Origin of the sequence: Corynebacterium sp. Marseille-P4321, from assembly GCF_903645305.1 — a bacterium.
Lineage (GTDB): Bacteria > Actinomycetota > Actinomycetes > Mycobacteriales > Mycobacteriaceae > Corynebacterium.
Genome location: NZ_CAHJXO010000001.1, coordinates 649486 through 675671 on the forward strand (window position 1 = coordinate 649486; position 26186 = coordinate 675671).

A 26186-nucleotide genomic window follows, 5' to 3' on the forward strand; every position below is an offset into this window, starting at 1 on the left:
CTATTTGCGGCCTGGAACGGTGCAGAAGACGTAAAGAAACTCGTTGAAGAAGGTTAGTTAGAACATTGGCTCGTGATTACTACGGCATCCTGGGCGTGGACCAGGAAGCCACGGAGCAGGAGATCAAGAAGGCGTACCGCAAGCTTGCGCGCAAGTACCACCCGGACGTGAACCCGTCTGAGGAGGCGGCTGAGAAGTTCGCGGAGATTTCGCTGGCGCAGGAGGTGCTGCTGGACCCGCAGAAGCGCAGCATCGTGGACCGTGGCGGCGACCCGATGGACGCCGGCGGCGGCATGGGGGGCGGCGCCGGTTTCGGCGGGGGCCTGGGCGACATCTTCGAGGCGTTCTTCGGCGGCGGTGCCGGAGGGGCGCGCCAGCCGCGCTCGCGCGTGCAGCCGGGCAACGACGCGCTTTTGCGCACCACCATCACGCTGGAAGAGGCGTACGCCGGCGCGAAGAAAGACGTCACCGTTGATACGGCAGTGTTGTGCGAGCGGTGCCACGGCACCGGTTCGAAGTCCGAGTCGAAGCCTGTCACCTGCGATCAGTGTGGTGGTCAGGGTGCGGTCCAGGAGGTGCAGCAGTCTTTCCTGGGCAACGTGATGACGCAGCGCGAGTGCCCGAAGTGCCGCGGCTACGGCGAGATCATCACCGACCCCTGCCAGCAGTGCGCCGGCGACGGCCGCGTGCGCGCCACCCGCGACCTGGTGGTGAACATCCCGGCGGGCATCGCCTCCGGCATGCGCATCCGTATGGCGGGCCAGGGCGAGGTGGGCCACGGCGGCGGCCCGGCCGGCGACTTGTACGTCGAGGTGCAGGTCGAGCCGCACCCGGTGTTCGTGCGCGAGGGCAACGACCTGCACCTGCGACTTTCTGTGCCGATGTACGACGCGGCGCTGGGCACCGAGATCGCTGTGGACAACCCGGCGGGCGAGCAGACCCGCATCGAGGTCCCCGCGGGCACCCAGCCGGATGAGCGGGTGGTGCTCCAGGGCGAGGGCATGCCACGCCTGCGCGCGGAGGGGCGCGGCGACATGGTGGCCCACATCCAGGTGATCGTGCCGACGGCGTTGAGCAACGAGGAGCGCGCCGCGCTCGAGGATCTGCGCGACGGCTGCCCGGACGAGGCCGCGGTGCAGACCGAGGACGAGGCCGCGGAGACCGGCTTCTTCAGCCGCATGCGCGGAAAGTTCCGCCGCTAACATGTCGCTGCCGTACTTCCTCGCCGAAGACCCGAGCTCGGGCGTGCTCGAGGGCCCCGAGGCGAAGCACGCCAGCGTGAAGCGGATCGCGCCGGGGGAGCGCATCATGCTTATCGACGGCCAAGGCACCCAAGCCGAAATCCAGGTCACGGACGTCACGTCGGGGCGTGTGCAGGGTGAGGTTGTGGGGGCGGAGCTCGTCGATAAGCTTCTGCCCCAAGTCACCGTCGTGCAAGCCATCCCGAAAGGCGAGCGGGCGGAACTCGCTGTGGACCTGGCGGTGCAGGGCGGCGCGGACGAGATCATCCCGTGGATTTCGCACCGCACGATCGCGCGCTGGCCAGCGAATAAGCAGGCCAAGCAGGTGGAGAAGTGGCGTTCTCAGGCGTTGTCGAGCGCGAAGCAGGCGCGGCGCGCGTGGGTGCCCGAGGTGCGCGAGCCGGTGACCACGAATCAGTTGCGCGACTTGCTCGCCGATTCTGGCGCGCTCGCGTTGGTGCTGCACGAGGACGCCACGGAGTCCATCCGCGACGTCGATTTTGCCGGTGCGGAGCAGGTGGTGCTTATCGTCGGGCCGGAGGGAGGCATCGGCGACGACGAGCTGGAGGTTATCGGTGCGCGCGCCGTGAAGTTGGGCCCGGAGGTGTTGCGCACCGCCTCGGCGGCGTTTGCGGCGTTGTGCGCGATCGGGGCGCTTTCCGGGCGCTGGTAGGGTTGAGCCACATGGAAGAAGTGGTCACGCGCAAAGTCGAGCTGGATTCGGCGTACGCGCAGCCCGTTCTAGGGTTCAACGACGACAACCTGCGGGTACTCAACCAGCACCTCGGGGTGGATCTGCACGCGCGCGGTACGACACTCAGCGTGCGCGGTGAGGCGTCAGACGTGGCGCATGCACTGCGTGTGGTCGACGAGCTGGAATCCATGGCGCGCCGCGGCGTGCCGTTAACCGCGGAGACGGTGGTGCAGGCCGCGAAGATTATGGAGGCCGAAGCACCGGAGTCCGTCGCGGACATCCTCGGCGCGGAGATCGTGGCGCGCCGCGGCAAGGTGATCCGCCCGAAGACGGCTGGCCAGCGGCGCTACGTGGACGCGATCGACGAGAACACGATCACGTTCGGCATCGGCCCCGCCGGTTCCGGTAAGACGTACCTCGCCGTGGCGAAGGCCGTGCAAGCACTGCAGAACAAAGAGGTCAAGCGCATCATTTTGACCCGCCCGGCCGTAGAAGCGGGCGAGAAGCTCGGGTTTTTGCCGGGCACCCTGAGCGACAAGATCGACCCGTACCTGCGCCCGCTCTACGACGCGTTGCGCGACATGATGGACCCGGAGGTCATCCCGAAGCTTATCGAGGCAGGGATTATCGAGGTCGCGCCGCTTGCCTACATGCGCGGGCGCACCCTTTCGGATGCGTTCGTGATTTTGGACGAGGCGCAAAACACCACCGGCGCGCAGATGAAAATGTTCCTCACGCGTCTCGGTTTCGGCTCGAAGATGGTGGTCACGGGCGATACGTCCCAGGTGGACTTGCCGCGCGGCACCGTGTCGGGCCTGCGTGTGGCGCGTCGCATCTTGGGCGACATCGACGACATTTCGTTCCAGGAGCTCTCCGGCGACGACGTGGTGCGCCACCACCTTATTTCCCGCATCGTCGCCGCCTACGACCGGCACGATGCACAGAACGCGGCGCGCTACGAGAAGCGCCAGCGCGAGATTGAGGCGGAGCGCGAGCAGGAAGCCGGGCAAGGGGGCGCGCAGTGAGCATCGAGGTGTTAAACGAGTCGGGCGAGTTGGTCAATGAGCAAATGCTTATCGACGTCTGCTCGTTCGCCCTTTCCACCATGGATGTCCACCCGGACACGGAGGCCACCATCACGTTGGTCGATGAGCCGACGATGGCGGATCTGCACGTGCGCTGGATGGACCTGGAGGGCCCGACGGATGTGATGAGCTTCCCCATGGACGAGCTCTCGCCCGGTGGCGGCCGCCCGGATGCGGCTGAGCCGGGGCCGGCGATGTTGGGCGACATCATTTTGTGCCCGGCGTTCGACGCGAAGCAGGCGGAGATGGCGGGCCACTCGCTCGGCCACGAGATGGCGCTGCTTACCGTCCACGGCGTACTGCACCTGTTGGGCTACGACCACATCGAGCCGGAGGACGAGCGCGAGATGTTCGCGCTGCAGAACGAGATCCTGGCGGATTGGTACGACTCGCTTTCCGCGCGCGGCGTGCAGTTCCAGGAGCGCCCGGAAAACGCCCACGCGTTCCCATCGGCTGCGGACCGCGACGAGCTGGACAAGCTCATGCGCGAAGCAGAGACGGGCACTGATACTAAGGGCCGGGACGCGTAAGTGGAGTTTACTATCGCGTATGCGGTGGCCACGGTCGTCGCGCTGTTGCTTTCGGGCCTGCTCGGGTCCGTGGAGTCTGCGCTCGCCCCGATTTCGAAGGCGCGCGTGGAAGGCATGGTCAAAGACGACGTGCCGGGTGCCGCCGCGCTGCTGAAGGTGGTAGCGCGCCGCGCCGACCACGTGAACACGCTCGTGTTGCTGCGCACCGTGTTGGATATCACGGCGGCGGTGTTCGCCGCGATGTTCGCGATGGACATCATTTCCTCCGACGCGTGGGCGATTGCCGCTGCGATTGGCGCGGTGACGCTTTTGCAGTTCTCCATCATCGGGGTGTTCGCGCGCACGGCGGGCAAGCGCAACCCGTACTCCATCTCGCTTCAGTCGGCGCGGTGGCTGGGTGCGTTCCAGGTCATCCTTGGCCCGCTTGCCCGCGGGCTGATTTGGGTGGGCAACTTGTTCAACCCGGGCGAGGATTTCGCGGACGGTCCGTATGCCACCGAGGTGGAGCTGCGCGAGATGGTGGAGGTTGCCCAGGAAAAGGGCGTGGTGGAAACCACCGAGGGCCGCATGATCCAAAACATCTTCGACTTGGCTTCCACGTACGCGCGTCAGGTGATGGTGCCGCGCCCGGAGATGGTGTGGATCGAGGGGGAGAAGCGGGTGCGCCAGGCCACGTCGCTCATGGTGCGCTCGGGCCACTCGCGCGTGCCCGTGATCGGGGAGAGCGTCGACGAGATCATCGGCGTGGTGTACCTGAAGGACATGTTCGACGACCGCGGCGCCCCGCTGGATCCGGACACACCACTTTCGCAAGTGATGCGCGAGCCCTTGTTCATCCCGGACTCGAAGCCGCTCGACGTGTTGCTCTCCGGCATGCAGCAGGCGAACACGCATATAGCAATGCTTATAGACGAATACGGCAACGTCGCCGGCATGCTCACCATGGAGGACCTGCTCGAAGAGATTGTCGGCGAGATCACGGACGAGTACGACGAGGACGAGGAGGCGCCGATCGAGGAGATCGAGCCGCGCGTCTTCCGCGTCCAGGCCCGCCTGCCGCTGGACGACCTGGTGGATTACCTCGCCGACCACCTCGATTACGAGCTGGAGTACTCGGAAGAGGTTCTGGACAACGTGGACACCGTCGCAGGGTTGTTGTCGTACGAGTTGGGTCGCGTGCCGCTGCCGGGTTCGTCGATTCTGCGCGACGGCGTGCGCTACACCGCAGAAGGTGGGCGCGACCGCCGCGGCCGGGTGAAAACCCGGACGGTGCTGGTGTCGGTGGGGGATGAGCCGAAGGAATCTTTAGACGTCGATTAGCTGCGCAAAACGGCGTAAGATGTTACTTGTAAGGCATTCCACCTACAGGAAGGACACTTTCCAAATGCGCGCTGTGCGTTACTACGGTCAGAAGGACATCCGCGTCGAGGAGATCGACGCTCCCACCGCAGGCCCCGGCGAAGTACTCATCAACATCGCTTGGTGCGGCATTTGCGGCACCGACCTGCACGAGTACCTTGAGGGCCCGATCTTCGTTCCGGACCATGGCCACCCGCACCCGATTACGGGCGAGGAGCCGCCGGTCACCCTCGGCCACGAGTTCTCCGGCGTTGTCGCGGAGCTTGGCGAGGGCGTGGACGACCTCGAGGTTGGCCAGCACGTCGTCGTCGAGCCGTACGTCCTGCCGGACGACGTGGACCCGAAGGAGCCGGGCCCGTACAACCTGCACCCGGACGTGAACTTCATCGGCCTGGCCGGCGGTGGCGGCGGCCTGTCGGAGAAGGTCGCGGTCCAGCGTCGCTGGGTCCACCCGATCGCGGACAATGTACCGCTCGACCAGGCCGCGCTCATTGAGCCGCTGTCTGTGGCCCACCACGCGTTCGTCGCCTCCGAGGCGGGCAAGGGAGACGTCGCGCTCATCGGTGGCGCTGGCCCGATCGGCGTGCTCACGGCAGCCGTCGCAAAGGCGTATGGCTGCACTGTTGTCATCTCCGAGCTGTCCGAGCTGCGCCGCCAGAAGGCACTCGACGCGGGTGTCGCCGACCACGCCATTGACCCGTCCGCGACCGATCTCAAGGAAGAGATCCTGAAGATCACCGACGGCAAGGGCGCCGACGTCGCATTCGAGTGCACCTCCGTCAACGTCGTGCTCGACCAGCTCATCGACTGCTTGAAGCTCAAGGGCACCCTGGTCGTCGAGTCCATCTGGTCGAAGAAGGCCGAGTTCGACATCCACGCGCTCGTGATGAAGGAGCTCACCGTCCGCGGCATCATCGGTTACGCCCACGACCACGAGCAGACCATCAAGTTGGTCGAGGAGGGCAAGATCGACCTCGAGCCGTTCATCACCGGCAAGATCGGTTTCGACGGCGTTGTGGACGAGGGCTTCGACACCCTGATCAACCGCAACGAGACCGCCGTGAAGATCTTGGTGTCGCCGGAGCTGTAATCCCGGGGGAGTTTACACTGCTCGTATGAGCAACATTCTTTCAATCCAGTCCGCTGTCGCGTATGGCCATGTTGGCAACTCGGCAGCGGTCTTTCCTTTGCAGCGAATCGGCCACGAGGTCTGGCCGGTGTACACGGTGAATTACTCCAACCACACCGGCTACGGCGCGTGGAAGGGCCCGATCATTCCCGCGGCAGAGGTCGCCGAGGTCATTGAGGGCATCAGGGAGCGCGGGGCATTCGAGCTTATCGACGCTATCCTCACCGGCTACCAGGCCTCCCCGGACATCGCGGACGTGATCGTCGACGCCGTGTCGGGCATCAAGGCGGAAAACCCCAACGCGATCTACGCGTGCGACCCGGTGATGGGTAGCGCGAAGTCCGGCTGCTTCGTGCCGGACGCCGTGCCGCCGATGTTTCGGGAGAAAGTCGTGCCGGTCGCCGACGTAATCACCCCGAACCAGTTCGAGCTGGGGTACTTGGTTGAGCAGGATGTCACCGACTTGGATTCCACCCTCGCTGCCGTCGACGCCGCCCGCGAGATGGGCCCCGACGTGGTGCTCGTGACGTCGCTTACCCGCCCTGACGCACCGTCCGCGGATGCCGCCGCGGACGGCGGGCCGGGAGTGGTTGAGATGCTCGCCGTCGACGACACCGGCGCCTGGCTCGTGCGCACCCCGCGCCTGCCGTTCAAGCGCAACGGCTCCGGCGACGTGACCGCCGCGCTGTTTACAGGTCATATCGTGCACGGCGCAAGTGCTAGGGATGCCCTTTCGCGCACCGCCAGCGCCGTCTACGACATGCTGCGCATCACCCACGAAGCCGACGCGCCCGAACTGAAACTCGTTGAGGCGCAAGACTTTTACGCCAACCCGGCGGAGCAATTTATCGTCGAGAAGCTGTAAAGCCCATGAACATCATCTCGCTGCAGTCGGCGGTGGCCTACGGGCACGTGGGGAACTCGACGGCGGTGTTCGCCATGCAACGCCTCGGCCACGAGGTGTGGCCGGTGAACACGGTGAACTTCTCCAACCACACCGAGTACCCCGCCTGGCGCGGGCCAGTGATCGCCACGAGCGACATCGCCGACATCCTCGACGCGATGAGCTGGGTCTACCCCCAGGTCGACGTGTTTCTCACCGGCTACCTCGGCTCGCCGGAACTCGCCGAGGTGGTGCGGCGCACGGTCGAGCGCATCAAGGACGCGAACCCGGATGCGCGCTACGTGTGCGACCCGGTGATCGGCAACGCTACCGTGGGCTCGTTTGTGGGCGAGGAGATGCCGGACGTGTTCCGCGAGGAGCTCATCCCGCTCGCGGACGCGATCACGCCGAACCAGTGGGAGCTCGCGCTGCTCGCCGGCCTAGAGCGGCAGCCGAGTGTCGAGGAAACGGTTGAAGCGGCCCGCGGCCTCAACGAGCGCGCGCTTGTGACCTCGGTGGACACTGGCAACGATGCCACGATCGGGCTCATCGATGTCACGGCCGACCAAGCTCTCATGGTGGAAACGCCGCGCCTCGGCGGCAACGTGGTGGGCGCGGGCGACCTCGCCACGGCGCTCTACACCGCACTGCTGCACGAGGACCCCACGCGGCGGCTGGAGCACCTCGCTGGCTCCATGTTCGACGTGGTAAGCGATGTCCGCGAGCGCGGCTTAGACGAGCTGCCGCTGGTTGAGCGGCAAGGGGAATTGGTGGCCCCGCGCTCGTCGTTTAGCGCCCGCGCGCTGTAGTCCTCGAGTAAGGCGAGCGACGACGCTACGGTGGCCTGCATGACTGCATCCGCTACTTCGCATGATCTCGCTCAGCGCGCCCGTTCGCTCGACGGCAAGGGCTACGGCGCGTACAAGCAGCTCGCCGGTGAATACAGCGACGGGGCGCTACGCCTGGTCATCGACCATATCCAGGCGGACCCCTACGCCGCGCCGTCGAAAGTGCGCGTGATCGCCCCGCGCGAAGCATTTGCTATCGACGCAACGCTTACTGCCTCGCCCCTCGACCGCACCGCCGCGGCCGACGTGCTGGCCCGCCGGTTCGCTGCCGAGGCCAAGGGGAACCGCGATATTTCTATTGGCGTGCTCGGCCAGGAGGTGCTCCCGCGCACCAACGTGGAGGTTTTCGAAGACCGCGTGGAGTTCCGCCTGCTCGTCTCCCTGCCTGCGAAGGGACGACGCATCCTGGGCCGACGCGCCGCCGAGGTGCTCGAAGACGCCGTGGAGCTGGCCAGCCGCGCGCTCGCTGTCGACGAAACCTCGGTCCGCGACGCCGTGGAACTGCTGCGCGACCAGGAGGCGCTGCGCGCTGAGCTGCCCGACCGCGGCCTCGTCGCATTTATCGGTGATGGCGCGAACCTGCCGCGCCGCTCCGGCGATTCCGACCTGCCGCTTGAGGGCGGCGTCGCCTTCCAATCCCCGGAGCACCTGCGCGCCACCTTCGACCTGCCCAGCGGCCGCCGAGTCACCGGCATGGGCGTGCCGGAGGGCGTGACCGTGATCGTCGGCGGCGGCTACCACGGCAAGTCCACGCTGCTGCGCGCCCTGGAGCGCGGCGTCTACCCGCACATTTCGGGCGACGGCCGCGAGTGGGCGATCACCCGCGCGGACGCGGTGAGCGTGCGCGCCGAAGACGGCAGGCCGGTCACGGCGCAGGACATCTCCGCGTTCATCACCAACCTGCCCACCGGCGCCGACACTGCCGCGTTTTCCACCACTAACGCGTCCGGCTCCACATCCCAGGCGGCGAACGTGGTGGAGGCGGTGCAGTCCGGGGCGAGCACATTGCTTATCGACGAAGACACCTCCGCGACCAACTTCATCATCCGCGACGAACTGATGGGCCGCCTCATCGAAGCGGACCGTGAGCCGATCACGCCGCTCACCGCTCGCGTGCGCTCGCTGCACGCCGAACTCGGAGTGTCCACGGTGATGGTGGCGGGCGGGTCCGGGGCGTTCCTCGGGCTGGCGGACACGGTGATCGCCATGGATGCTTACGTGCCTGCCGATGTCACTGAACGCGCGCACGAGATCGCTGCGGAGGCCGGCGCCGCGCCCCCACAGCGGGCGTTGGAAGATACCTCGTTCGCCCGCGATACGCGCACGCTGAACCCCAGCTGCTTGTCCGTGGAGGTCCGCGGCCGCCGCAAAGCACCGAAACCCCGCGGTGCGGACACCATCTCCATCGGGCGCAGCGACATCGACTTGTCAGCGCTCAGCCAGGTTGCCGGGGCGGCGCAGGTTACGGCGATTGCTGAGGCGCTGGAGGAACTGGCGCGGGAAAGGAGAGAGGTGTCGCTGGCGGGAGCCGTCGATAAGCTATGTGCCCTTGTGCACGCCGAGGGGCCTGCGGCGCTGAGCCGGCGCGACCACCCCGGCCATCTCACCGCGCCGCGACGGTTCGAGGTGCTCGCCGCGCTGAACCGTTTCCGGGATCTGGACGCGCGGTAGTTACACCGCGAATTTTGCGCAATTTGTGCGAAAAGCAGGTCCAAATTCTAATATCTAAGTATGTTACTTTCTCTCGTGCTGGAGAACTACAGGTCGTTTCGCGACCGGGCTGTGCTCGATATGCAACAGCGCTCTTTTCAGACTCTGCGCCCGAAAGACGGGGACTGGAATGCGGCGACCCACCGTCAAGCAGCGATCATCGGCCCCAACGCCGCTGGTAAAAGCAACATTCTTCGGGCTGTATCGCTGATCTCCGAGGCGGTGCGGTGGTCATTACGTGAGCAGAATCTGCGTATCTTGCGCGACCCGTTCGCGCCTGCTGCGGAGGAGCCGACTGGTTTTTCGGTCGAGTATGTCGTCGAGGGGGTCCGGTACGAATGGGAATGCGTGTTGGGCGACTCGGGTGTTGAATCCGAGTTGCTTCGGGCGGCCGACAAAGGCCGGTGGAAACTCATTTTCCGGCGCATCGCCAACGAGATTGAGTTCGGCCCCAGCTGCCAAATTCCCGCACCGGCGCAAGAGAACATCGAGCAATTCCTTCTGCCGTGGACACTCACCCTGTCCGCGTGGGGCGGCGTGAAGAACCGGGGGCCTTACTACGCAGCTGCACAGTGGTGGGAAGAGCAAGTGATGACCATCCTTCCTGCGGAAATGGATCGAGTGAATCGGCACCGCTGGCTTGTCGATGTCATTGCGCACGACCCTCGCTGGTTCAAGATGAGCCATGTTGCTCTCCAGGCCGCGGACTTAGGCATTGCGGGGTTGAGCATCAACGAGCACGAGGTCCCGGAAGAAGTCCGGTTGGTTATGCGAAAAATCGAGGAAGCGACCGCTGGCAACGACAACGCGGTGGTAATCCGTTCTTCCGATGTCGAAGAACTCTTCCGCCAACTCGAATTTGTCCACGTGATCGACGGAGAAGAGATGAGCCTGTCTGAGACCGAGGAATCCGAGGGCACCAAGAACTGGCTCGACCTTGTCATTCCCGCAATGTACTGCCTGACCCGCGGTGGTGTCTTGCTGGTCGACGAGTTGGATTCGAGCCTGCACCCCGATCTAGTAAGACTGCTCATCGAGCTGTTCGCCAACACCGAGATCAACACACTCGGCGCGCAGATTGTTTACACCACGCACGACATCACGGTGCTCGGCAACCATCCTTCGCCGGTTGTTCCTGCCAACGAGACTTGGCTCGTGGAAAAGGTCGGCGGCGCCTCGGAGCTCGTGGCACTGGACGAATACGATGTGCGTTCATCCAACAACGTCGAGCGGCGCTACATGCAGGGCGTGTATAACGCGAAGCCGTTTGTCTCGGCGGAACCTCTCGCCGCGGTGGTTCGCGATATCATCGCAACGGGGTGAGGGAGTGTGGGACGGAACCGAAGAAAACCAGCGGGGAATCGAAAACGATGGCCTGCACTGCTAACCGGAAGCACATCTCATCAGACTTCCCAGTGGGTGCGTTCGTTACCGCGTCAGCAAATGTGAAGTGTGTGCCCCCAGATACGTACGGGCCGAGTGGATCAACTGCGGCAAACTTGATAGCAGAGGAGTTTCAACGTCGTTCCGGTCGGCGGCGCTAAATACGGCTGGTTCACAAGCCCACGTAGAATCGCCCACCATGAGCACCAACCCGACCGACGCGAACGACCCAGCTGCATTCCCCGACTTTCCCGACTTCCCGGACGAGGCGGACCTGCCCGCAGACGCGAACGCCTTCGCCGACGGCGAGCCGCGCCCCGACGCCGGCGGCTTCACCGCCACCCCGGAGGGATTTAAGTCGGGCTTCGTAAGCTTCGTCGGCCGCCCGAACACGGGCAAGTCCACGCTGACCAACGCGCTGGTGGGCGAGAAGATCGCGATCATGGCGGACCAGCCGGAGACTACCCGCCACCCGATCCGCGGCGTGATCAACCGCGACGACGCGCAGGTGATCGTGGTGGACACGCCCGGTATCCACCGCCCGCGCACTCTGCTCGGCGAGCGGCTTAACGACGTGGTGAAAGACACCTTCGCCGACGTGGACGTCATCGGTTTCACGGTGCCGGCGGACGAGAAGATCGGCCCCGGCGACCGCTACATCCTGGAGCAGATCCGGGCTACGAAGCCGAACACGCCGATCATTGGTGTGGTGACCAAGCTAGATAAGACGCCGAAGGACACCGTCGGCGAGCGCCTGCTCGAACTGCAGGAGCTGCTCGGCGAGGGCTCGGAGCTCGTCCCGGTTTCCGCGACGGCGGGAATCCAGACCGACACGCTTTTAGATGTCATCGTGGAGCACCTGCCGGAAGGCCCGCGCTTTTACCCGGAGGGCCACACCACAGACGAAGAGCTAGAGACGCGCATCGCTGAGCTCATCCGCGAAGAGGCATTGCAGGGGCTTCGCGACGAGCTGCCGCACTCCGTCGCCGTACAGATCGACGAGATGCACCCGGATCCGGACAACCCGGAGCGCATGATGATCTACGCGGTGCTCTACCTTGAACGCCCGGGCCAGAAACGCATCATCGAAGGCCCCGACGGGCGCCGCCTGAGCGGCATTGTGCACCGGGCGCGCCGCCAGATCATCGAGCTCGTCGGCCAGAACGTGTACCTGGATGTGCGCGTGAAGATTTTAAAGAACTGGCAGCAAGACCCGAAGGCGTTGGGCAGGCTTGGCTTCTAGCCCGCGCCGGGGGTCGCGTCCGAGTTGGCGCGACCGCGCATTCGTGGTGCGCACCTACGATTTCGCAGAGGCGGACAGGGTGGTCGTGCTGCTCACGCGCGAGCACGGACTGGTTCGCGGGGTGGCAAAGGGCGTGCGCAAGGCGAAGTCGCGCTTCGGCTCCCGCCTGCAGCCTTTCGTAGACATTGACGTGCAGGTTTACCCGGGCAGGGCGAGCGGGCTGGCCACCATCACCGGGGCCGACACGGTGACGTACTACGGGCACAAGCTCACGGGCGATTTTGAGCGCTACACCGCCGCCTGCGCTGTGATGGAAACGGCCGAGAAGCTCGCCTTCGCGGAGGCCGATCCGGAGCTGTTCGCCCTCGTGCGCGAGGCGCTCGGCGCACTGGAGCGCGGCGGGCATCCAACACTGGTGCTCGACGCGTTCATCCTGAAAGCCACCGAGCATGCCGGGTGGGGGTTGAGCCTGTTTCATTGCGCGAACTGCCAGGCCCCGGGCCCGCACAAGGCCTTCAACGCGGCCGTGGGCGGGGCAGTATGCACGAATTGCCGCCCGCCGGGTAGTGCGGACGTGGATCCGGAGACGCTGCACGAGATGTGGCTGTTGCAGCACGGGCATCCGGTTGGGGCAGAGCGCGCCGCGCAGATTCACCGGCTCACAGCGGCGCACGTGCAGTTCAACCTGGAGAGTGGTCTCAAGGCGCTCAAGATTATGGAGCAGGCATAATAAGGCGCATGACCCAGCCGAATTCGCCGCGCGTGCCGCAGATCGACCCGCAGTTCATCCCGAAACACATCGCGCTGGTGATGGATGGCAACGGCCGGTGGGCGCAGCAGCAGGGGCTCAAGCGCACGGAGGGCCACAAGGCCGGCGAGGCGAAGCTGATGGAGTGCGTTGACGCCTGCATCGAGCTCGGCGGTGTGGAGTGGTTGTCGGCGTACGCGTTTTCCACGGAGAACTGGCGCCGCAGTCCCAGCGAGGTGAACTTCCTCATGGGGTTCTCGCGCGATGTGCTACGCCGTCGCCGCGACGAGCTTCACGCGAAGAATGTTCGGGTGGTGTGGGCGGGGCGTCGTCCCAGACTGTGGGCGAGCGTGATCAAGGAGCTTGAGGTTGCGGAGGAACTCACGCGCGACAACACCGGGCTCACACTCGCCATGTGCGTGAATTACGGCGGTCGTGCGGAGATCGCCGACGGTGCACGATTGCTTGTCGACGATATCCTGGCGGGCAACATCACCCCGTCCTCCATCGACGAAGAAACATTCGCGCGCTACCTTTACCGGCCGGACATGCCGGATGTGGACCTGTTCCTGCGCCCGTCCGGCGAGCAGCGCACCTCGAACTTCCTGCTGTGGCAGTCCGCGTACGCGGAGATGGTGTTCCAGGACACACTGTTTCCGGATTTCGGAAAGCAGCAGCTTTTCGACGCTGTCTTGGCGTACGCGAAGAGAGACAGGCGCTTTGGCGGAGCCGTCGATAAGTTCGAAAGCTCTTAAGCGTGCTCGCGTGCTTTTTGCCGCGTCGCCTGGCAGGCGCGGCACACGCCGTACACTTCTGCGTCGTGCCCGATGAGCTCGTATCCGAAGCGCTCGGCGACTAACTCGGCCCACTTTTCCACTGGGCCGCCCTCGATCTCTTCGCTGCGGCCGCAGTCCGCGCACACGAGGTGATGGTGGTGGTGGCCGGTGAGGCAGTCGCGGTAGAGGGTTTCTCCATCGGGGGAGTGGAGGACGTCGACGGCGCCGACGTCGGCGAGCGATTGCAACGTGCGGTACACCGTGGTGAGGCCGACTTTCTCGTCGCGGTGTGTGAGTGCGTCGTGGATGTTTTTCGCCGAGGCGAACTTGTCCATGTCGCGCAGGACCTCAACCACCGCCGCGCGCTGGCGGGTCATCCGAGGGCCCAGCTTGGGCACGGGCCGGGGCTGCTGCGGGGTGCGACGGTTGGTGCTCATACCGGCAGAGTCTAGCGTCGCGCTTGGCTGTGGCTAATCGCGCTGCGGGCGGGGAGTGTGCGGGACGAGCCCGGGGTCGGTCTCTGGACGCCACGCTGCGGGCGGGTCTACGATGGCTGCGCCAGCAACACTGGATTCTGCGCTGGTTTCCGAGCTTGCGCGGGCGCTTCGGCGCTGTTCAAGGTCGTCGCGCTGCTCTGCCGACTGAGATTCTTCGAGCTTCGCCAGCCTGTGGATGATGTCAATCACGCCCGACTGCGCCAACGAATACGTCACCTCACGCCCTGTGCGGTGTGCCGAGACCAGGCCCGCTTTGCGCAGTACACGCAGATGCTGCGAGATCAAAGGTTGCGATTTGCGCAGTTCGGCCACGAGTTCGTGCACCACCCGGTCCCCGGAATCAAGCAGCAGCAGGATTTCCAACCGGGTGAGCGAGTCGAGCACCTTCACCAGTTCCGCGGCGTGCTTCAGGTCGGCGGGTGCAAGAGCGGGGTGCTCGCTCATGGCGCCTTCCTTCCTTCGCTTTCCCCTGCGGGCCGGTGTTAGAGCAGGTGGGTAATGGTTATGGCACACAATACCCAAACAACCAGTCCGGCTCGGACCTCTGTCCAAATTTTCAGGAAAGAAATTGATTTTTTAGGTTCTGCCCGCTCGATCCCCTTTGTTTCGCACCGTGGGTGTCCCCGCGGTGCGCGTGGGGCGATTGGCTAGACTATGTGCCGTAAATGCGGCCCTTGCCGCGACACGTTGTACACCCAGGAGTTTTTGATGCCAGCCAGCAAGATCGATACCGTAGTTAACCTCTGCAAGCGCCGCGGTCTGGTGTATCCTGCGGGCGAGATTTACGGTGGCACCCGCTCGGCATGGGACTACGGCCCGCTGGGCGTGGAGCTTAAGGAAAACCTGAAGCGCCAGTGGTGGAAGCACATGGTGACCTCCCGCCCTGACACGGTCGGCGTGGATACCTCCGTCATTCTTCCGCCGAAGGTGTGGGAGGCATCCGGCCACGTGGCGGTGTTCACCGACCCGCTGGTGGAGTCGCTGTACACCCACAAGCGCTACCGCGCCGACCACCTGCTGGAGGCGTACGAGGAGAAGCACGGCCACCCGCCAGCGAACGGCCTGGCCGACATCAACGACCCGGAGACGGGCCAGCCGGGCAACTGGACCGAGCCGCGCGCCTTCTCCGGCCTGATGAAGACGTACCTCGGCCCTGTAGACGACAAGGAAGGCCTGCACTACCTGCGCCCGGAGACCGCCCAGGGCATCTTCGTGAACTTCAAGAACGTGATGACCTCGGCGCGCTTGAAGCCGCCGTTCGGCATCGCGAACACCGGTAAGAGCTTCCGCAACGAGATCACCCCGGGCAACTTCATCTTCCGCACCCGTGAGTTCGAGCAGATGGAGATGGAGTTCTTCGTCAAGCCTGGCACGGACGAAGAGTGGCACCAGTACTGGATTGACAACCGCTTTAACTGGTATGTCGACTTGGGCATCGATCCGGAGAACCTGCGACTCTACGAGCACCCGCAGGAGAAGCTGTCGCACTACTCCAAGCGCACCGTGGACATCGAGTACGCCTTCGGCTTCACTGGTTCGAAGTGGGGCGAGTTGGAGGGCGTGGCGAACCGCACGGACTACGACCTGAAGACGCACGCGGAGGCCTCCGGTGAGGATCTGTCCTACTTCGACCAGGAGGCAGGTGAGCGCTGGATCCCGTACTGCATCGAGCCGGCCGCGGGCCTGGGCCGCGCAATGATGGCGTTCCTCATCGACGCGTACGACGAGGAGGAGGTTCCAAACTCCAAGGGCGGCACGGACACCCGCGTCGTGTTGCGTTTGGACCGTCGCCTTGCCCCTGTCAAGGTTGCGGTGTTGCCGCTGTCGAAGAAGCCGGAGCTTTCCGGTCCCGCGGAGGAGCTCGCGGCCCAGCTGCGCAAGCACTGGAACGTGGATTACGATACCTCCGGCGCGATCGGTCGCCGCTACCGTCGCCAGGACGAGACGGGTACGCCGTTCTGCGTGACCTACGACTTCGACACCCTCGAGGACCAGGCTGTCACCGTCCGCGAGCGCGACACGATGGAGCAGGAGCGCGTGCCGCTGGCCGAGCTGGAGAGCTACCTCGCCGCACGCCTGGTGGGCTGCTAAATGCATTACGTCAGCTGGGACCGCACGGACCGCGACGCGCCGAAGCTGCTCGCGGAGGCCGGGCCTGAGGTGCTCGGCCGGTTCACACACGAGCGCGCCGAGGTCGGCGGCGAGGTCTGGGAGCTCAATGCCGTTCCGGATTCCGGCGCGGTGGCCACCCGTGGTGGTGAGGAGATCGTTCGCGCCACGGGCCGTTTCACGCGCGCGGAGCCCGTCGAGGTGGTTATCGAGGGCCAGCGCTACTCACTTGTGCCGGAGACGTCGAAGGAGTGGATCGTCGACGACGCGGCGGGCAACAAAGTCGCTCAGTTCACCCAGGACCACAACGGAGTGCGCAAAGCGATTCTGGAGTTCGAGGGCGAGACCGACTTACCGCTCACCCAGGTCGCTGGCCTCGCGTGGGTCACCCGCGAGGTGTTGGAGGCCCGCAAGATGCTCAACTCCAACGCGCTCATTGGGTTTTTGGTGTTCCTTTCGCTGTTTGTCGTCGCGGTGGTGCTTCTATGATTTGGCAGGGCACATCGCTTATCGACGACTCCGTGGCTTCCCATCCCGTCATCGCAGAGTCCTCGGACGATTCGATCACCTTCGGCGAGCACACCCTGCGCGTGGTCTCGCCCCGTCCGACCCATTACCGCGCGGTGCACACCGGTACCGGCGAAGAGTACGCGTTGCGTAAAACCAGTATCACGGTGACCCGGTACACCGCGAACTGCGGAGAACGCACCTACATTGCGAACCGCGTTATCGCGGATTCTTTCGCCTCCATTTTTTCTTCGCGCCGCGAGATCCGCGCGGTGAACCTTGAAGCGTTCGGTAGCACGGGGCCGGATTACGACATCTCGGCCACGAACGCGCCGGGCACCTACGCCCACACCGAGCCGAGCCCAGACGCGGCTGAACTGGGCGGCATCGCGGCCGACCCGAACGCGAGCGCCGTCGTGGCACGCACCGCAGGTAAAGCAACCGGGGACTTGGAGCTTAGCCCTGTCGTGGCCTTCGACGACCCGGTGGCGTTGGACCTGGTGTTCATTTCCTGGGCGCTGACCTTTGTGGACACGCCCTCTCGCCGGACGCTGTACTAGGCCTTCAAACGCTGGCTTCGCAGCACAAAAGCCCGGGAGTTTTGCTCCCGGGCTTTCAACGCGTCTAGGGCTAGAAGGTGCCGCCGCGGTTGGCTGGGCCGCCGCCGGAGAAACCTCCGCCGCCGCCGCCGGAGAATCCGCCGCCGTAGCCGCCGCCTCTGCCGCCGCCGAGGATCGCGCCCCACAGCATGGCGCGAGCCATCGTGTCCGCGGTCTGGCGGTTGCGCGCGGCCTGGTAGCGGCGCACGTCGTCGTCCGCAGCTTTCTCCGCACGGCGCGCGGTGTTCGTGGCGGTGCGTGCCATTTCGATCGCGCCGCGGGTGTCGCGCACACGCAGCTGGTGGGCCTGCGCGTATTGGCGCTTCGCCTCGTTGAGCAGCGTGCGGGCGTGCGAGCCGATGATGCGGCCACGCGAACGGATGAGGTCCTCAGCACGCTGAATCTGGGCGGTTGCCACCTGCATCTGCTGGTCGAAAAGCTGCAGTGCGCGCGACTGATCGCCAGCCACTCCCTTGGCCGTGTCCAGGGCCGCGTCGATCTCAGCATCAAGAGCGGTGAGCTCCTCGTACACCGCGAGCGGGTCGGTCTCCTGGCGGTTGCCAATCGCGTTCAAGCGGGTGCGTGCCCGATCGGAGAGGGCATCCAGCGAAGCGACGTCGATACGCGCGCCCTGCTTCGTTGCTGTCTTGACCTGCTCGATTTCCTGCAGCTCGCCCTCAATCTCGCGGATGAGCGCAGGCAAGTTGGACTGCGCCAAACGGATGTTTTCCCCCGCGCGCTCGATGGCCTTCAGGTTGGTGTCAGAGACCTCCACTGCGTGGGAAGCGCCAGACAGGATATCGATGAGTGCACCCTGTCGCCCGGCCGGTTGCGCGGCAATCTGGCGGGCCTCGCCGAGCGCCTTCTCCGCCTCGTCGAGGGACGCGCGGGCGAGATCCACGTTGTCCACGACGGAGGAGAGCATCTCCGCGTCGTAGTTCGCCTTCAGCCCGTCGAGCGTGTGCTGCGCGGGTTCGAGGCGCGCGCGGATGTCCACGGTGCGCGCGAGGATCTTGTCCACTTCCTCCGGTGCGCGCATGAGCACGCCGCGCATCTCATTGAACTCCTGGGTCCGCGCGTTCAGCGCTTCCTCCGCCTTACCGGAGGAGGAGATGATGTCCACCAGCATGGCACGCTTCTCCGGCTCGGTTTCCGGGATTGCGTCGTAAAGCTTCTGGTGCGTGTTGAACGCGCGCTGCAGGGTGGAGGTCGCCTGGTTCATCGCGGAGGTGAACGGGCGGACGCGCTCCGCGCCGAACTCGCTGGAGGCCAGGGCCAACTCTTCTTTACCGCGGGTGATGGACTCGTCCGCCGAAACCAGCGCGTCGCGAGCCACCTGCTCGAGCGTGGCCGTAGGCAGCCGGCCTAGGGAATCCGTGTCGCCCGGGTCGAGCGCCTTCGCGGACTCCAGCTGTTTCTGCTGCGTCTGCTTCGAGTTGCGGCGGGTAGCGGCGTAAATGCCGCCACCTGCAACCGCGGCAACGCCTAGGCCGCCGAGTGCCCAGCCAGCCCCCGAGCCGCCGTCGCCGGAGCCCGAACCTGAACCGGACCTGCCCGCCGCATCGATCGCGTTGAGCGCCGCCTGCGACCAGTTCAGGTCGGTCAACTGCCCGTAGGCGGCCTGATCCATGCGGTCCACCTCGGCCTGCGTCCACTGGTCGCCAGCGCCGACGCTGTACGCCCGCTCGTCCGGCGAGATCGCAATGATTGCGGTGTTCGGCCCGTTGGCGCCTTTCGCGTTATCCATCCACGAATCGGGGGTGTAATCGCCGAACGAACTCAAAAACACCACTCGGATGGACTTGCCATGGGACGAGCCGTAGTCCTGAATCGCCGTCTCGATCTCCGAGCGCTCGCCGGAGGACAGCACCCCAGCCTCGTCGGTCACGGGCTGGGTGAGCAGGCCGGGTTCCACGCCTACCTTGGTGGCGGTTGCCTGGGCGACCACCACCGGGGCGTCGGCGTTATCGATGACAGTCGCGACGGCCCCTGGTGCGGCCGATAATGCGAAGCCGCCAGCGGCCAGGGGCGCGGCGGCGAGCAGACGAAATGCGCGCGTATTCATGTCCCCTAGGGTAGCCCTTCGGGCAGTCGCTGGGCCGTTTTGTGTGCGGGAGCGTTTACCCTTGGTCAACGTGTACAGCTACGATGCCGCCGACGTTGCCCGCCGCGCCACCGAGGGCGAGAAAGGTGCCCAGGTCGCCCCGGGTGAAGACAACCGTGGTGCGTTCGCGCGCGATCGCGCCCGCGTGTTGCACTCGGCCGCGTTACGCCGGTTGGCGGACAAGACTCAGGTGGTCGGGCCCCGCGACGGCGACACTCCGCGCACGCGCCTGACGCACTCGCTGGAGGTCGCCCAAATCGCCCGTTCCATCGGCTCGGGCCTGGGCTTAGACCCCGACCTGTGCGAGATGGCCGGACTCACGCACGACATCGGCCACCCGCCCTATGGCCACAACGGCGAGGTGGCGCTCAACGAGGTCGCGGCTGATGGCTTTGAGGGCAATGCGCAGACGTTGCGCATTCTGGCGAGGTTGGAGCCGAAAGTGCTTATCGACGGTTCCTCGTACGGCCTCAACCTCACCCGCGCCTCCCTCGACGCGGCGTGTAAGTACCCCGTTACTCGCACCAACCCGGACGGTTCGCTGAACCGCAAGTATTCGGCCTATGACGAAGACGCGCACATCCTCGCATGGGCTCGCGAGGGCCACACCGACGGCGCCCCGCCGATGGAGGCGCAGGTAATGGACTTCTCCGACGACATCGCCTACTCCGTTCACGACGTCGAAGACGGCATTGTCTCCGGCCGTGTATCGCTGAAGGTGTTGTGGGACTTCGTGGAGTTGGCGGCTCTGGCGGACAAGGGGGCCGCGGCTTTCGGAGGCACCGCTGATTCGCTTATCGACGCCGCCGATCGCCTCCGTGCCATGCCCGCCATCGCGGCCGCCGCGGACTTCGACTATGCCCTCAGCAGTTGGGCTGGGTTGAAGCAGCTCACCTCCCAGCTGGTGGGACGCTACGTCGGCGCGGTGACTCAGGCGACGCGCGAGGACGAGGCGAACCAAGTCCTGAGCAACGGTTCGCACTCTGGTGGCGGTCTCGGCCGGCAACACGGCTCCCTCGTTGTGCCCTCCGACATGGAGGCTGAGGTGCGCCTACTGAAAACGGTGGCGGTGCTCTACGTCATGGACGTTCCTGCGCACTTGGCGCGCCAGGATAGGCAACGCGACCGCATCTACCGCGTCCACGAGTATCTGCGCGCGGGTGCCCCGGGCACGTTGGACACCATGTTCCAGGAGTGGTTCGCGCAGGCTGAAAGCGACGCGGAACAGGAACGTGTGATCGTGGACCAGATTGCGTCCATGACGGAATCGCGCCTCGAGCGCACCGCGAAGAAAGCTTCCGCCTTCACCGGCTACTACTAGCGCACGAGTTCGACGCCGACGTCGGCGAAGACCTGCAGCACCATGCGCGTGCGATCGTCGTCAATGCACCAGTCCGAGACCACTACTTTCGCCGTGCCCACTTCGCGCAACAGGTCCGCAAGACCATCGAGGTTGCGTGGGGCGGGGCGCTCGCGGCCAAACACCGCGGCGGAAATCGCGGCGCTTAGCTCAGCGACGTCACTTACCGGGGACGTGATGAGGATTGGGTTGCGCCTACGCCCGTAGCCGTAGCTATGCATCGTTCACCTCGCAGAAGCTCTCGTAGTGGTCGGCGGTGTAGTACCAAACGTCTACATCCCCGTCGGCACCGCCGCCGGTGACAATCCGGCGCGCGCCGCGGTGGTGCAGACCCGGGGTGTCTACGGTGTATTCGCGGTAGTAGCCGGACGGCTCGTCGGGAAGCAATTGCTCGTAGTTGCCGAACCGCTTGTCGTCGTTATCGGGGTAAGGATACGGCCCGCCCTGCTCGATGCGCTCAATAGTCTCGTGCGCCTCGGCCGGCAGCGACGTGCACGCCGGCAAGCCGGAGCTGCTCGCCGGGGTGCTTGGAGCCGTCGAGTTGGAGCTTGACGCATTCGGTGCAGCGGGCCCTTGCGGCGCGGCGCAACCGCCCAGCATTAGGCAGGCAACTGCGGCTGCCAGCACTCGTCTCATGGCCCGTATCTTTGCACACGCTATTGTTGCATCCATGGCAAGGGGCAGAATTCCGGAGAGCGACATCCAGGCGATCCGTGAACGCGCGCCGCTCGACGAAATCGTGGGCGAGTACGTGCAGCTCAAACCTGCCGGATACGACTCGTTGAAAGGCCTTTCGCCCTTCAAGGACGAAAAGACGCCGTCGTTCCATGTCCGCCCCGAGCACGGCTACTACCATTGCTTCTCCACGGGCAAGGGCGGCGACGTGTTCAGCTTCATGATGGAGATGGAACAGCTCACCTTCCCCGAAGCGGTTGAGGCCGTGGCAGACCACATCGGCTACCACATCAACTACCAGGGCGGGTCCACCGGTGCGCGCGACGTGAAGCCTGGCACGCGCCAGCGCTTGCTTGCGGTAAACAAGGCGGCGCACGAGTTCTACATGGAACAGCTCGAAACGCCGCAGGCGCAGCCGGGGCGCGAGTTTTTGCTTGGCCGCGGGTTTTCGAAGGAGCTCATCCATGATTTTGAGTGCGGTTATGCCCCGGACGGCTGGGACACGCTGACGAAGCATTTGCTGCGAAAAGGCTTCGATGTCCAGGAGCTCATCGACGCGGGTATATCCTCGCAGGGCAAGCGCGGCCCGATAGACAAGTTCCGGCGTCGCTTGATCTGGCCGATCAAGGACGCGGCAGGTAATACTATCGGCTTCGGCGCGCGCAAGCTTTTCGACGATGACCCAATGGGTAAGTACATGAACACCCAGGACACGATGCTGTATCACAAGTCCAAGGTGCTCTTCGGCATCGACAAGGCGAAAAAACACATCGCCGAAGGCCACCAAACCGTCGTGGTGGAGGGCTACACCGACGTGATGGCCATGCACGCGGCCGGGGTGAAGACGGCGGTGGCCACCTGCGGCACGGCCTTCGGCAAGGAACACATGAGCCTGATCCGCCGCCTCATGCTGGACGACAACTTTTTCCGCGGCGAGCTGATCTACACCTTCGACGGCGACGAGGCGGGGCAGAAGGCCGCAATGCGCGCCTTCAAAACGGATTCAGAGTTCGGGGCGCAGTCGTTCGTCGCGGTGGCGCCGGAGGGGATGGACCCGTGCGATTTGCGTCTCGCACGCGGTGACGCGGCTGTGCGAGACCTCGTGGCATCGCGCGTGCCGGTCTACGAGTTCGTCATCGAGGCGCTGCTGCAGGATTACTCACTGGACACCGCGGAGGGGCGCGTGCAAGCGCTCAAGCGCACCGTGCCTGTGGTGGCGTCCATTCCAGACAAGGTGCTGCAGCAGGAATACGCGCGACGACTGGCGGGCTGGATTGGTTGGCCGAACCCGGACGAGGTGCTCGAGCAGGTGCGCGCCGAGGCGAAGAAGCCGAAGCAGGAAAAACGCGTGGCTCGCTCTATCAGGGAAGCGGATCCGGCAGCCGGCGGAAACGCTGGGCGCCAGCAAGCGATGCTCGTGGCGCCCAACCCGCACGACCCTGTGCTGTGGCCGCAACGGGAAGCGTTGAAGATCGCGCTGCAGCACCCGGCGAAGGCAGGCAACTACTTCGACGGCATCAACCCGGACGGGTTTACCAACGACGCGTACCGCCAAGTTCGCGAAGCGATCACCGAAGCCGGAGGTGCGGCGGCGGCCCCCGAGCCAGCGACGTGGCTCGCGGCCGTGGCGGGGGAGATGCGCGATGTGGCGGGCCGCAACTTCGTCTCGGAGCTCGCGGTCGAGCCGATTCACGCCGACGACCTCGACGTTTACGCCGATTCTGTGCTGTCCCGCCTGCAGGAAACGCGCGTCGGCGACCAGATCGCGCAGCTCAAGGCCCAGCTCCAGCGGATGCGCCCCTCGGACGACGAGGAAGCGTACAACGCCCTCTTCTCCGATCTGGTCGCGCTCGAGCAGGCGCGCCGGGAGCTTAACGACAGGGCGTTCCGCGGAAACCGCTGAGCCCGCACCCAAAGCCGAAAACCCAGGGTTAGTTGTCAGCGTGCTTGCGCACGGCCCACTCCACCGCGTCCAGCGGCAACGAGGCATCGAAAGCATCACGGGCCTCGCGCAGCGTGTTGAGGTATTCGCCGTACTGCTCCCCACTCCAGTCTCCGGTGGTGTCGATGCTGGCGGCCTCGGCGCGCTTGGAGCAGATGATCACCGGCTTGTCCGCTTCGCCTTCTTCCTGCTGTCCGGCGATGAAGTAGGCCACGGCGGAGGCATACTTCGGTGCGAGGCCGGTGTTGGTCAGGGACGTGTAGGCGTCGATAGGCGATTGCCCCTCAAGCTTGCGGATTGCGGCGAGAAGCTGTGCTGCTTTGCCTTTGTTGCGCAGCAGGGCCTGAAGCTGCATGACGTCGTTGCTCTGGCCTGCGGTGTAGCCGAAGCATGCGCCGAGGAAGTCGATGATCTGCTCGCGGGCGAAGCCGGATTCGCGAACGTCGGCGGCGAAGTCGAACACCTCGGAGCGGGTGATGGAGGCGGTAGCGTCGTCACGGAAGGGAGGGACGCGGCGCAGGTGGTGCGGCCAGCCGGTTTTCCAGCGGATGGGGGAGAAGGTGGCGGTGTCACCGAGCACGTCCTGCGGGGTGGGGTTGATGGCTTCGAGTGCTTCCACAATGTTGTTCACAATGTTGTTCCCAATGTTGTTCATGCGCCCCATCATCCCAGAAACAGGCTGACGGTCCCTACCCTGGCCCGGCGTGATGAATGTGCTGCTGCTCGACGCCCGCTTTCCTGACTCTATCCCCGCCGCATGGGTGGGGCGCCACGCGGTGTGCACGGAGGAGGTCGCAGATTCGGTGCGCAGGCTGTTCGCACCTGACGGGGCGCAGGCGGTGGTCACCACAGACATTACGCGGCCTGAGGTGGAACAATTGCTTATCGACGGAGCTCCGCTTCTCACCGCCCCCACCCTTTCCGACCCGGTCGCCGAAGCTGTGCGCGTGATGGGCGAGGCGCGACGGCGCGGCGAGTGGGAACGGGCGATGACGCACGAATCGTTGCTGCCGTTCTTAGAGGAGGAGGCCGCGGAGGTTGCCGAGGTGATTACCTCCGGCGGCTCGGACGAGGAGTTGAAGAAGGAGCTCTCAGATTTGCTCTTGCAAGTACTCTTCCATGCCGAGATCGCCGCGGAGCGTGGCGCGTTCGACTTTGCGGACGTGGCAGCCGCGTTTGTGGCGAAAATGCGATCGCGCGCCCCCTACCTCTTTGATGGATCCACCGGGACGGTGGACAAAGCCACACAAGACAGGCTGTGGGCCGAGGGGAAGGCGCGCGAGAAGCGGGGAAGTTAATAGGGGACGTTAATACAGGGCGGCTAGCGTACAGCCGGCAGGACGTCGCGAAGCTGCGGCAAGCCCGCTTGGGAGGACAGCTGCGAGCTGAGCTTGATGGCCTGATCCATTGGGGTGACCGGGTCCGGCTTCACAATGCCGCACGCAACGGCGCGGTCGCCGAGGGCGCCGACGGTGGAAGCGGTGACCAGACGCAGCGCCGCGTCCTGGCCGATGACGTCGTTGAGGGTGCCCACCAGCTGGCCGCGGGTGGTGTTTGCGCCCGCAAGGCCTGCGCCGCGGAGGGTGACGCGCAGGACGTCGCAGTTGGCGGTGGCAATGTTGCCGTTGGCCAGCTTCACCAGGCTGGCGAGCTGGGAGGCAGTGGGGGCGGCCTGGGCGGCAGGCGCGACGAGGGTGGTCAGGGCGGTTGTGGCCGCGAGAGCTGCGGCGACGAGACGGTTGCGGCGCATGGAAACGCTCCTTGTGGGCATTGAGGGTGGCATACGGGTGTATAGGACAGCTCCACACCATACCTGTTATTGGAGAGGATAGTGTGGCGGGCGTGAAAATTGTTACATATCTGCGGAGGCGAGGCTCGCGCTCCCCGGAGTGCTCGACGCGGTAGGCTATGCGCCCATGGCAACCACCCGGCCCGGCTCCTTGGACAGCCGCCCCCGCGCTGCAAGGGGCTGCGGTTGCGTCGCCTTGCTCGCCGCGGCCACCGCGGTAGTGCTCGTGGTTGCGTTGGCGGCGTGGGTGCTGTCCTATTTCGGCGCGCCGCTCGAGTTTGAGTCGCGCGAGCCGGTGCCCAACACGGTTCCCCCAGCTGCGGCGGAGGCCCCGCCGGCAATCGACATCCACGCGCCGGGGCGCACCGCCGACCAGCTCTTCGACTGGTCCCAGCCGATCGGCAACGCCATCAACATCAACGGCCAGGCGGTGCGCGCGTACGCGAACGCGGCGCTGATCGCCCAGGAGGCCTGGCCGGAGTGCCACCTGACGTGGAACACGCTCGCGGGCATCGGCTGGGTTGAAACCCGCCACGGCACTTACACGGGGCGCAGCTTCGATCCGGCGCGGCTCGACGAGCACGGCTTTCCGCAGCCGCCGATCATTGGCCCGGCGCTCGACGGGGAGACGGGTTTTGCCCACGTGCCGGATACTGACGGCGGGGCCTACGACAACGACCCAGAGTACGACCGGGCCGTCGGCCCGATGCAGTTCATTCCGGAATCCTGGGCCCGATTCGGCCGGGATGCGGACGGTGACGGGGTGGCGAACCCGCAGCAGATCGACGACGCAGCGCTTGGTGCGGCGAACCTTTTGTGCAACTCCGGAACCCAGATGCGCGATCTCTCCACTGAAGAAGGGTGGTTGGAAGCCATTTACTCCTACAACCACTCCTCGGATTACGTGGCGCGGGTGCGCGACGCCGCCGCAAATTACGCGGTCTCGCAGCCGGCGCACCGTTAGCGTGACAGTGT

Annotated in this window: 27 protein-coding genes; 20 read left to right on the top strand and 7 right to left on the bottom strand. The window is 65.3% G+C overall.

All coding sequences use genetic code 11. The features are described from left to right. Positions 1-65: 65 nt before the first annotated feature. The 13 genes from dnaJ (at position 66) to HWX32_RS02900 (ending at position 13608) form a co-directional block, all read left to right on the top strand. Entirely contained in the window at positions 66-1202 is a 1137-nt protein-coding gene (gene dnaJ, locus HWX32_RS02840; RefSeq protein WP_175934636.1) for a molecular chaperone DnaJ, read from the top strand. A gap of 1 nt (position 1203) precedes the next feature. After that, positions 1204-1914: a 16S rRNA (uracil(1498)-N(3))-methyltransferase gene (locus tag HWX32_RS02845; protein ID WP_075468852.1), complete on the top strand. Its 711-nt coding sequence runs from the start codon at positions 1204-1206 to the stop codon at positions 1912-1914. A gap of 11 nt (positions 1915-1925) precedes the next feature. Continuing rightward, positions 1926-2960, top strand: a complete 1035-nt coding sequence (locus HWX32_RS02850; RefSeq protein WP_075468872.1) for a PhoH family protein — start codon at positions 1926-1928, stop codon at positions 2958-2960. Continuing rightward, complete coding sequence (gene ybeY / locus HWX32_RS02855) at positions 2957-3550, top strand: rRNA maturation RNase YbeY (protein ID WP_175934637.1); 594 nt, start codon at positions 2957-2959, stop codon at positions 3548-3550. Before HWX32_RS02850 ends, ybeY begins: the two co-directional genes overlap by 4 nt. Then, a complete protein-coding gene (locus tag HWX32_RS02860; protein ID WP_075468850.1) occupies positions 3551-4870 on the top strand; it encodes a hemolysin family protein in 1320 nt (439 codons plus the stop codon). Positions 4871-4934: 64 nt separating this feature from the next. Continuing rightward, positions 4935-5999 (top strand): 2,3-butanediol dehydrogenase, encoded by a 1065-nt coding sequence (locus HWX32_RS02865; protein WP_175934638.1) that lies wholly within the window; start codon positions 4935-4937, stop codon positions 5997-5999. A gap of 25 nt (positions 6000-6024) precedes the next feature. Further along, on the top strand, positions 6025-6903 hold the full coding sequence (gene pdxY / locus HWX32_RS02870) for a pyridoxal kinase PdxY (protein ID WP_175934639.1): 879 nt from the start codon (positions 6025-6027) through the stop codon (positions 6901-6903). Positions 6904-6908: 5 nt separating this feature from the next. After that, positions 6909-7730: a pyridoxal kinase gene (pdxY, locus tag HWX32_RS02875; RefSeq protein ID WP_175934640.1), complete on the top strand. Its 822-nt coding sequence runs from the start codon at positions 6909-6911 to the stop codon at positions 7728-7730. A gap of 39 nt (positions 7731-7769) precedes the next feature. Continuing rightward, a complete protein-coding gene (locus HWX32_RS02880; protein ID WP_175934641.1) occupies positions 7770-9440 on the top strand; it encodes an ABC-ATPase domain-containing protein in 1671 nt (556 codons plus the stop codon). Positions 9441-9515: 75 nt separating this feature from the next. Continuing rightward, entirely contained in the window at positions 9516-10802 is a 1287-nt protein-coding gene (locus tag HWX32_RS02885) for an ATP/GTP-binding protein (RefSeq protein ID WP_175934642.1), read from the top strand. A 259-nt stretch (positions 10803-11061) separates the two neighbouring features. Further along, a complete protein-coding gene (gene era / locus HWX32_RS02890) occupies positions 11062-12105 on the top strand; it encodes a GTPase Era (RefSeq protein ID WP_082259889.1) in 1044 nt (347 codons plus the stop codon). Continuing rightward, positions 12095-12835: a DNA repair protein RecO gene (recO, locus tag HWX32_RS02895; RefSeq protein WP_175934643.1), complete on the top strand. Its 741-nt coding sequence runs from the start codon at positions 12095-12097 to the stop codon at positions 12833-12835. Before era ends, recO begins: the two co-directional genes overlap by 11 nt. Before the next feature lie 8 nt (positions 12836-12843). Next, on the top strand, positions 12844-13608 hold the full coding sequence (locus HWX32_RS02900; RefSeq protein WP_175934644.1) for an isoprenyl transferase: 765 nt from the start codon (positions 12844-12846) through the stop codon (positions 13606-13608). On the opposite strand, the gene HWX32_RS02905 is transcribed toward HWX32_RS02900, so the two are convergent. Together HWX32_RS02905 and HWX32_RS02910 are read right to left on the bottom strand one after the other, a co-directional pair. Beyond that, on the bottom strand, positions 13605-14066 hold the full coding sequence (locus HWX32_RS02905) for a Fur family transcriptional regulator (protein ID WP_075468843.1): 462 nt from the start codon (positions 14064-14066) through the stop codon (positions 13605-13607). The genes HWX32_RS02900 and HWX32_RS02905 overlap by 4 nt on opposite strands. Before the next feature lie 33 nt (positions 14067-14099). Further along, positions 14100-14570, bottom strand: coding sequence for a helix-turn-helix transcriptional regulator (locus tag HWX32_RS02910; protein WP_175934645.1), 471 nt, complete (start codon positions 14568-14570; stop codon positions 14100-14102). Positions 14571-14834: 264 nt separating this feature from the next. Here HWX32_RS02910 and HWX32_RS02915 point away from each other — a divergent pair, with 264 nt between their 5' ends. The 3 genes from HWX32_RS02915 to HWX32_RS02925 are packed head-to-tail and all read left to right on the top strand — an operon-like array spanning position 14835 to position 17302. Further along, positions 14835-16217 carry a glycine--tRNA ligase gene (locus HWX32_RS02915; protein WP_175934646.1) on the top strand — a complete coding sequence of 461 codons (1383 nt, stop codon included), beginning with the start codon at positions 14835-14837 and terminating at the stop codon, positions 16215-16217. Then, positions 16218-16724, top strand: coding sequence for a hypothetical protein (locus tag HWX32_RS02920; protein WP_075468840.1), 507 nt, complete (start codon positions 16218-16220; stop codon positions 16722-16724). It begins immediately after the preceding gene. Beyond that, complete coding sequence (locus tag HWX32_RS02925) at positions 16721-17302, top strand: hypothetical protein (RefSeq protein WP_075468839.1); 582 nt, start codon at positions 16721-16723, stop codon at positions 17300-17302. The genes HWX32_RS02920 and HWX32_RS02925 overlap by 4 nt, the downstream gene beginning before the upstream one ends. Positions 17303-17372: 70 nt before the next feature. Here HWX32_RS02925 and HWX32_RS11295 read toward each other — a convergent pair whose 3' ends face one another. Continuing rightward, entirely contained in the window at positions 17373-19406 is a 2034-nt protein-coding gene (locus HWX32_RS11295; protein WP_175934647.1) for a TPM domain-containing protein, read from the bottom strand. Between the two features lie 70 nt (positions 19407-19476). On the opposite strand from HWX32_RS11295, the gene HWX32_RS02935 reads away from it, so the two are divergent. Beyond that, positions 19477-20766: a deoxyguanosinetriphosphate triphosphohydrolase gene (locus tag HWX32_RS02935; RefSeq protein ID WP_254868240.1), complete on the top strand. Its 1290-nt coding sequence runs from the start codon at positions 19477-19479 to the stop codon at positions 20764-20766. Here the strand turns inward: HWX32_RS02935 and HWX32_RS02940 are convergent. Then, positions 20763-21026, bottom strand: coding sequence for a hypothetical protein (locus HWX32_RS02940; protein ID WP_175934649.1), 264 nt, complete (start codon positions 21024-21026; stop codon positions 20763-20765). The two genes, HWX32_RS02935 and HWX32_RS02940, sit on opposite strands and share 4 nt — an antisense overlap. Continuing rightward, positions 21019-21405: a ribonuclease domain-containing protein gene (locus HWX32_RS02945; protein WP_242648304.1), complete on the bottom strand. Its 387-nt coding sequence runs from the start codon at positions 21403-21405 to the stop codon at positions 21019-21021. Before HWX32_RS02945 ends, HWX32_RS02940 begins: the two co-directional genes overlap by 8 nt. 70 nt (positions 21406-21475) lie before the next feature. On the opposite strand from HWX32_RS02945, the gene dnaG reads away from it, so the two are divergent. Beyond that, positions 21476-23383: a DNA primase gene (gene dnaG / locus HWX32_RS02950; RefSeq protein WP_175934650.1), complete on the top strand. Its 1908-nt coding sequence runs from the start codon at positions 21476-21478 to the stop codon at positions 23381-23383. A gap of 28 nt (positions 23384-23411) precedes the next feature. Here the strand turns inward: dnaG and HWX32_RS02955 are convergent, their stop codons facing one another. Then, the gene (locus HWX32_RS02955) at positions 23412-24077 is read right to left on the bottom strand and encodes a hypothetical protein (protein WP_254868241.1); all 666 of its coding nucleotides are present in this window, start codon (positions 24075-24077) and stop codon (positions 23412-23414) included. Between the two features lie 52 nt (positions 24078-24129). On the opposite strand from HWX32_RS02955, the gene HWX32_RS02960 reads away from it, so the two are divergent. Further along, complete coding sequence (locus tag HWX32_RS02960; protein WP_075468834.1) at positions 24130-24720, top strand: MazG nucleotide pyrophosphohydrolase domain-containing protein; 591 nt, start codon at positions 24130-24132, stop codon at positions 24718-24720. 23 nt (positions 24721-24743) lie between these two features. Here HWX32_RS02960 and HWX32_RS02965 read toward each other — a convergent pair whose 3' ends face one another. Further along, positions 24744-25172 carry a hypothetical protein gene (locus HWX32_RS02965; protein ID WP_175934651.1) on the bottom strand — a complete coding sequence of 143 codons (429 nt, stop codon included), beginning with the start codon at positions 25170-25172 and terminating at the stop codon, positions 24744-24746. A gap of 166 nt (positions 25173-25338) precedes the next feature. Here HWX32_RS02965 and HWX32_RS02970 point away from each other — a divergent pair, with 166 nt between their 5' ends. Further along, the gene (locus HWX32_RS02970; protein ID WP_175934652.1) at positions 25339-26175 is read left to right on the top strand and encodes a lytic transglycosylase domain-containing protein; all 837 of its coding nucleotides are present in this window, start codon (positions 25339-25341) and stop codon (positions 26173-26175) included. Positions 26176-26186 lie beyond the last annotated feature (11 nt).

Bases quoted from the DNA above. Each gene is read 5' to 3' on its own strand.
- HWX32_RS11295 (WP_175934647.1), bottom strand. From the start codon at position 19,406: ATGAATACGCGCGCATTTCGTCTGCTCGCCGCCGCGCCCCTGGCCGCT.
- HWX32_RS02910 (WP_175934645.1), bottom strand. From the start codon at position 14,570: ATGAGCGAGCACCCCGCTCTTGCACCCGCCGACCTGAAGCACGCCGCG.
- HWX32_RS02965 (WP_175934651.1), bottom strand. From the start codon at position 25,172: ATGCGCCGCAACCGTCTCGTCGCCGCAGCTCTCGCGGCCACAACCGCC.
- pdxY (WP_175934640.1), top strand. From the start codon at position 6,909: ATGAACATCATCTCGCTGCAGTCGGCGGTGGCCTACGGGCACGTGGGG.
- HWX32_RS02920 (WP_075468840.1), top strand. From the start codon at position 16,218: ATGCATTACGTCAGCTGGGACCGCACGGACCGCGACGCGCCGAAGCTG.
- HWX32_RS02880 (WP_175934641.1), top strand. From the start codon at position 7,770: ATGACTGCATCCGCTACTTCGCATGATCTCGCTCAGCGCGCCCGTTCG.
- HWX32_RS02945 (WP_242648304.1), bottom strand. From the start codon at position 21,405: ATGCTGGGCGGTTGCGCCGCGCCGCAAGGGCCCGCTGCACCGAATGCG.
- era (WP_082259889.1), top strand. From the start codon at position 11,062: ATGAGCACCAACCCGACCGACGCGAACGACCCAGCTGCATTCCCCGAC.
- HWX32_RS02900 (WP_175934644.1), top strand. From the start codon at position 12,844: ATGACCCAGCCGAATTCGCCGCGCGTGCCGCAGATCGACCCGCAGTTC.
- dnaG (WP_175934650.1), top strand. From the start codon at position 21,476: ATGGCAAGGGGCAGAATTCCGGAGAGCGACATCCAGGCGATCCGTGAA.
- HWX32_RS02915 (WP_175934646.1), top strand. From the start codon at position 14,835: ATGCCAGCCAGCAAGATCGATACCGTAGTTAACCTCTGCAAGCGCCGC.
- HWX32_RS02865 (WP_175934638.1), top strand. From the start codon at position 4,935: ATGCGCGCTGTGCGTTACTACGGTCAGAAGGACATCCGCGTCGAGGAG.
- HWX32_RS02940 (WP_175934649.1), bottom strand. From the start codon at position 21,026: ATGCATAGCTACGGCTACGGGCGTAGGCGCAACCCAATCCTCATCACG.
- HWX32_RS02955 (WP_254868241.1), bottom strand. From the start codon at position 24,077: ATGAACAACATTGGGAACAACATTGTGAACAACATTGTGGAAGCACTC.
- HWX32_RS02970 (WP_175934652.1), top strand. From the start codon at position 25,339: ATGGCAACCACCCGGCCCGGCTCCTTGGACAGCCGCCCCCGCGCTGCA.
- HWX32_RS02960 (WP_075468834.1), top strand. From the start codon at position 24,130: ATGAATGTGCTGCTGCTCGACGCCCGCTTTCCTGACTCTATCCCCGCC.
- HWX32_RS02850 (WP_075468872.1), top strand. From the start codon at position 1,926: ATGGAAGAAGTGGTCACGCGCAAAGTCGAGCTGGATTCGGCGTACGCG.
- HWX32_RS02905 (WP_075468843.1), bottom strand. From the start codon at position 14,066: ATGAGCACCAACCGTCGCACCCCGCAGCAGCCCCGGCCCGTGCCCAAG.
- HWX32_RS02845 (WP_075468852.1), top strand. From the start codon at position 1,204: ATGTCGCTGCCGTACTTCCTCGCCGAAGACCCGAGCTCGGGCGTGCTC.
- HWX32_RS02925 (WP_075468839.1), top strand. From the start codon at position 16,721: ATGATTTGGCAGGGCACATCGCTTATCGACGACTCCGTGGCTTCCCAT.
- pdxY (WP_175934639.1), top strand. From the start codon at position 6,025: ATGAGCAACATTCTTTCAATCCAGTCCGCTGTCGCGTATGGCCATGTT.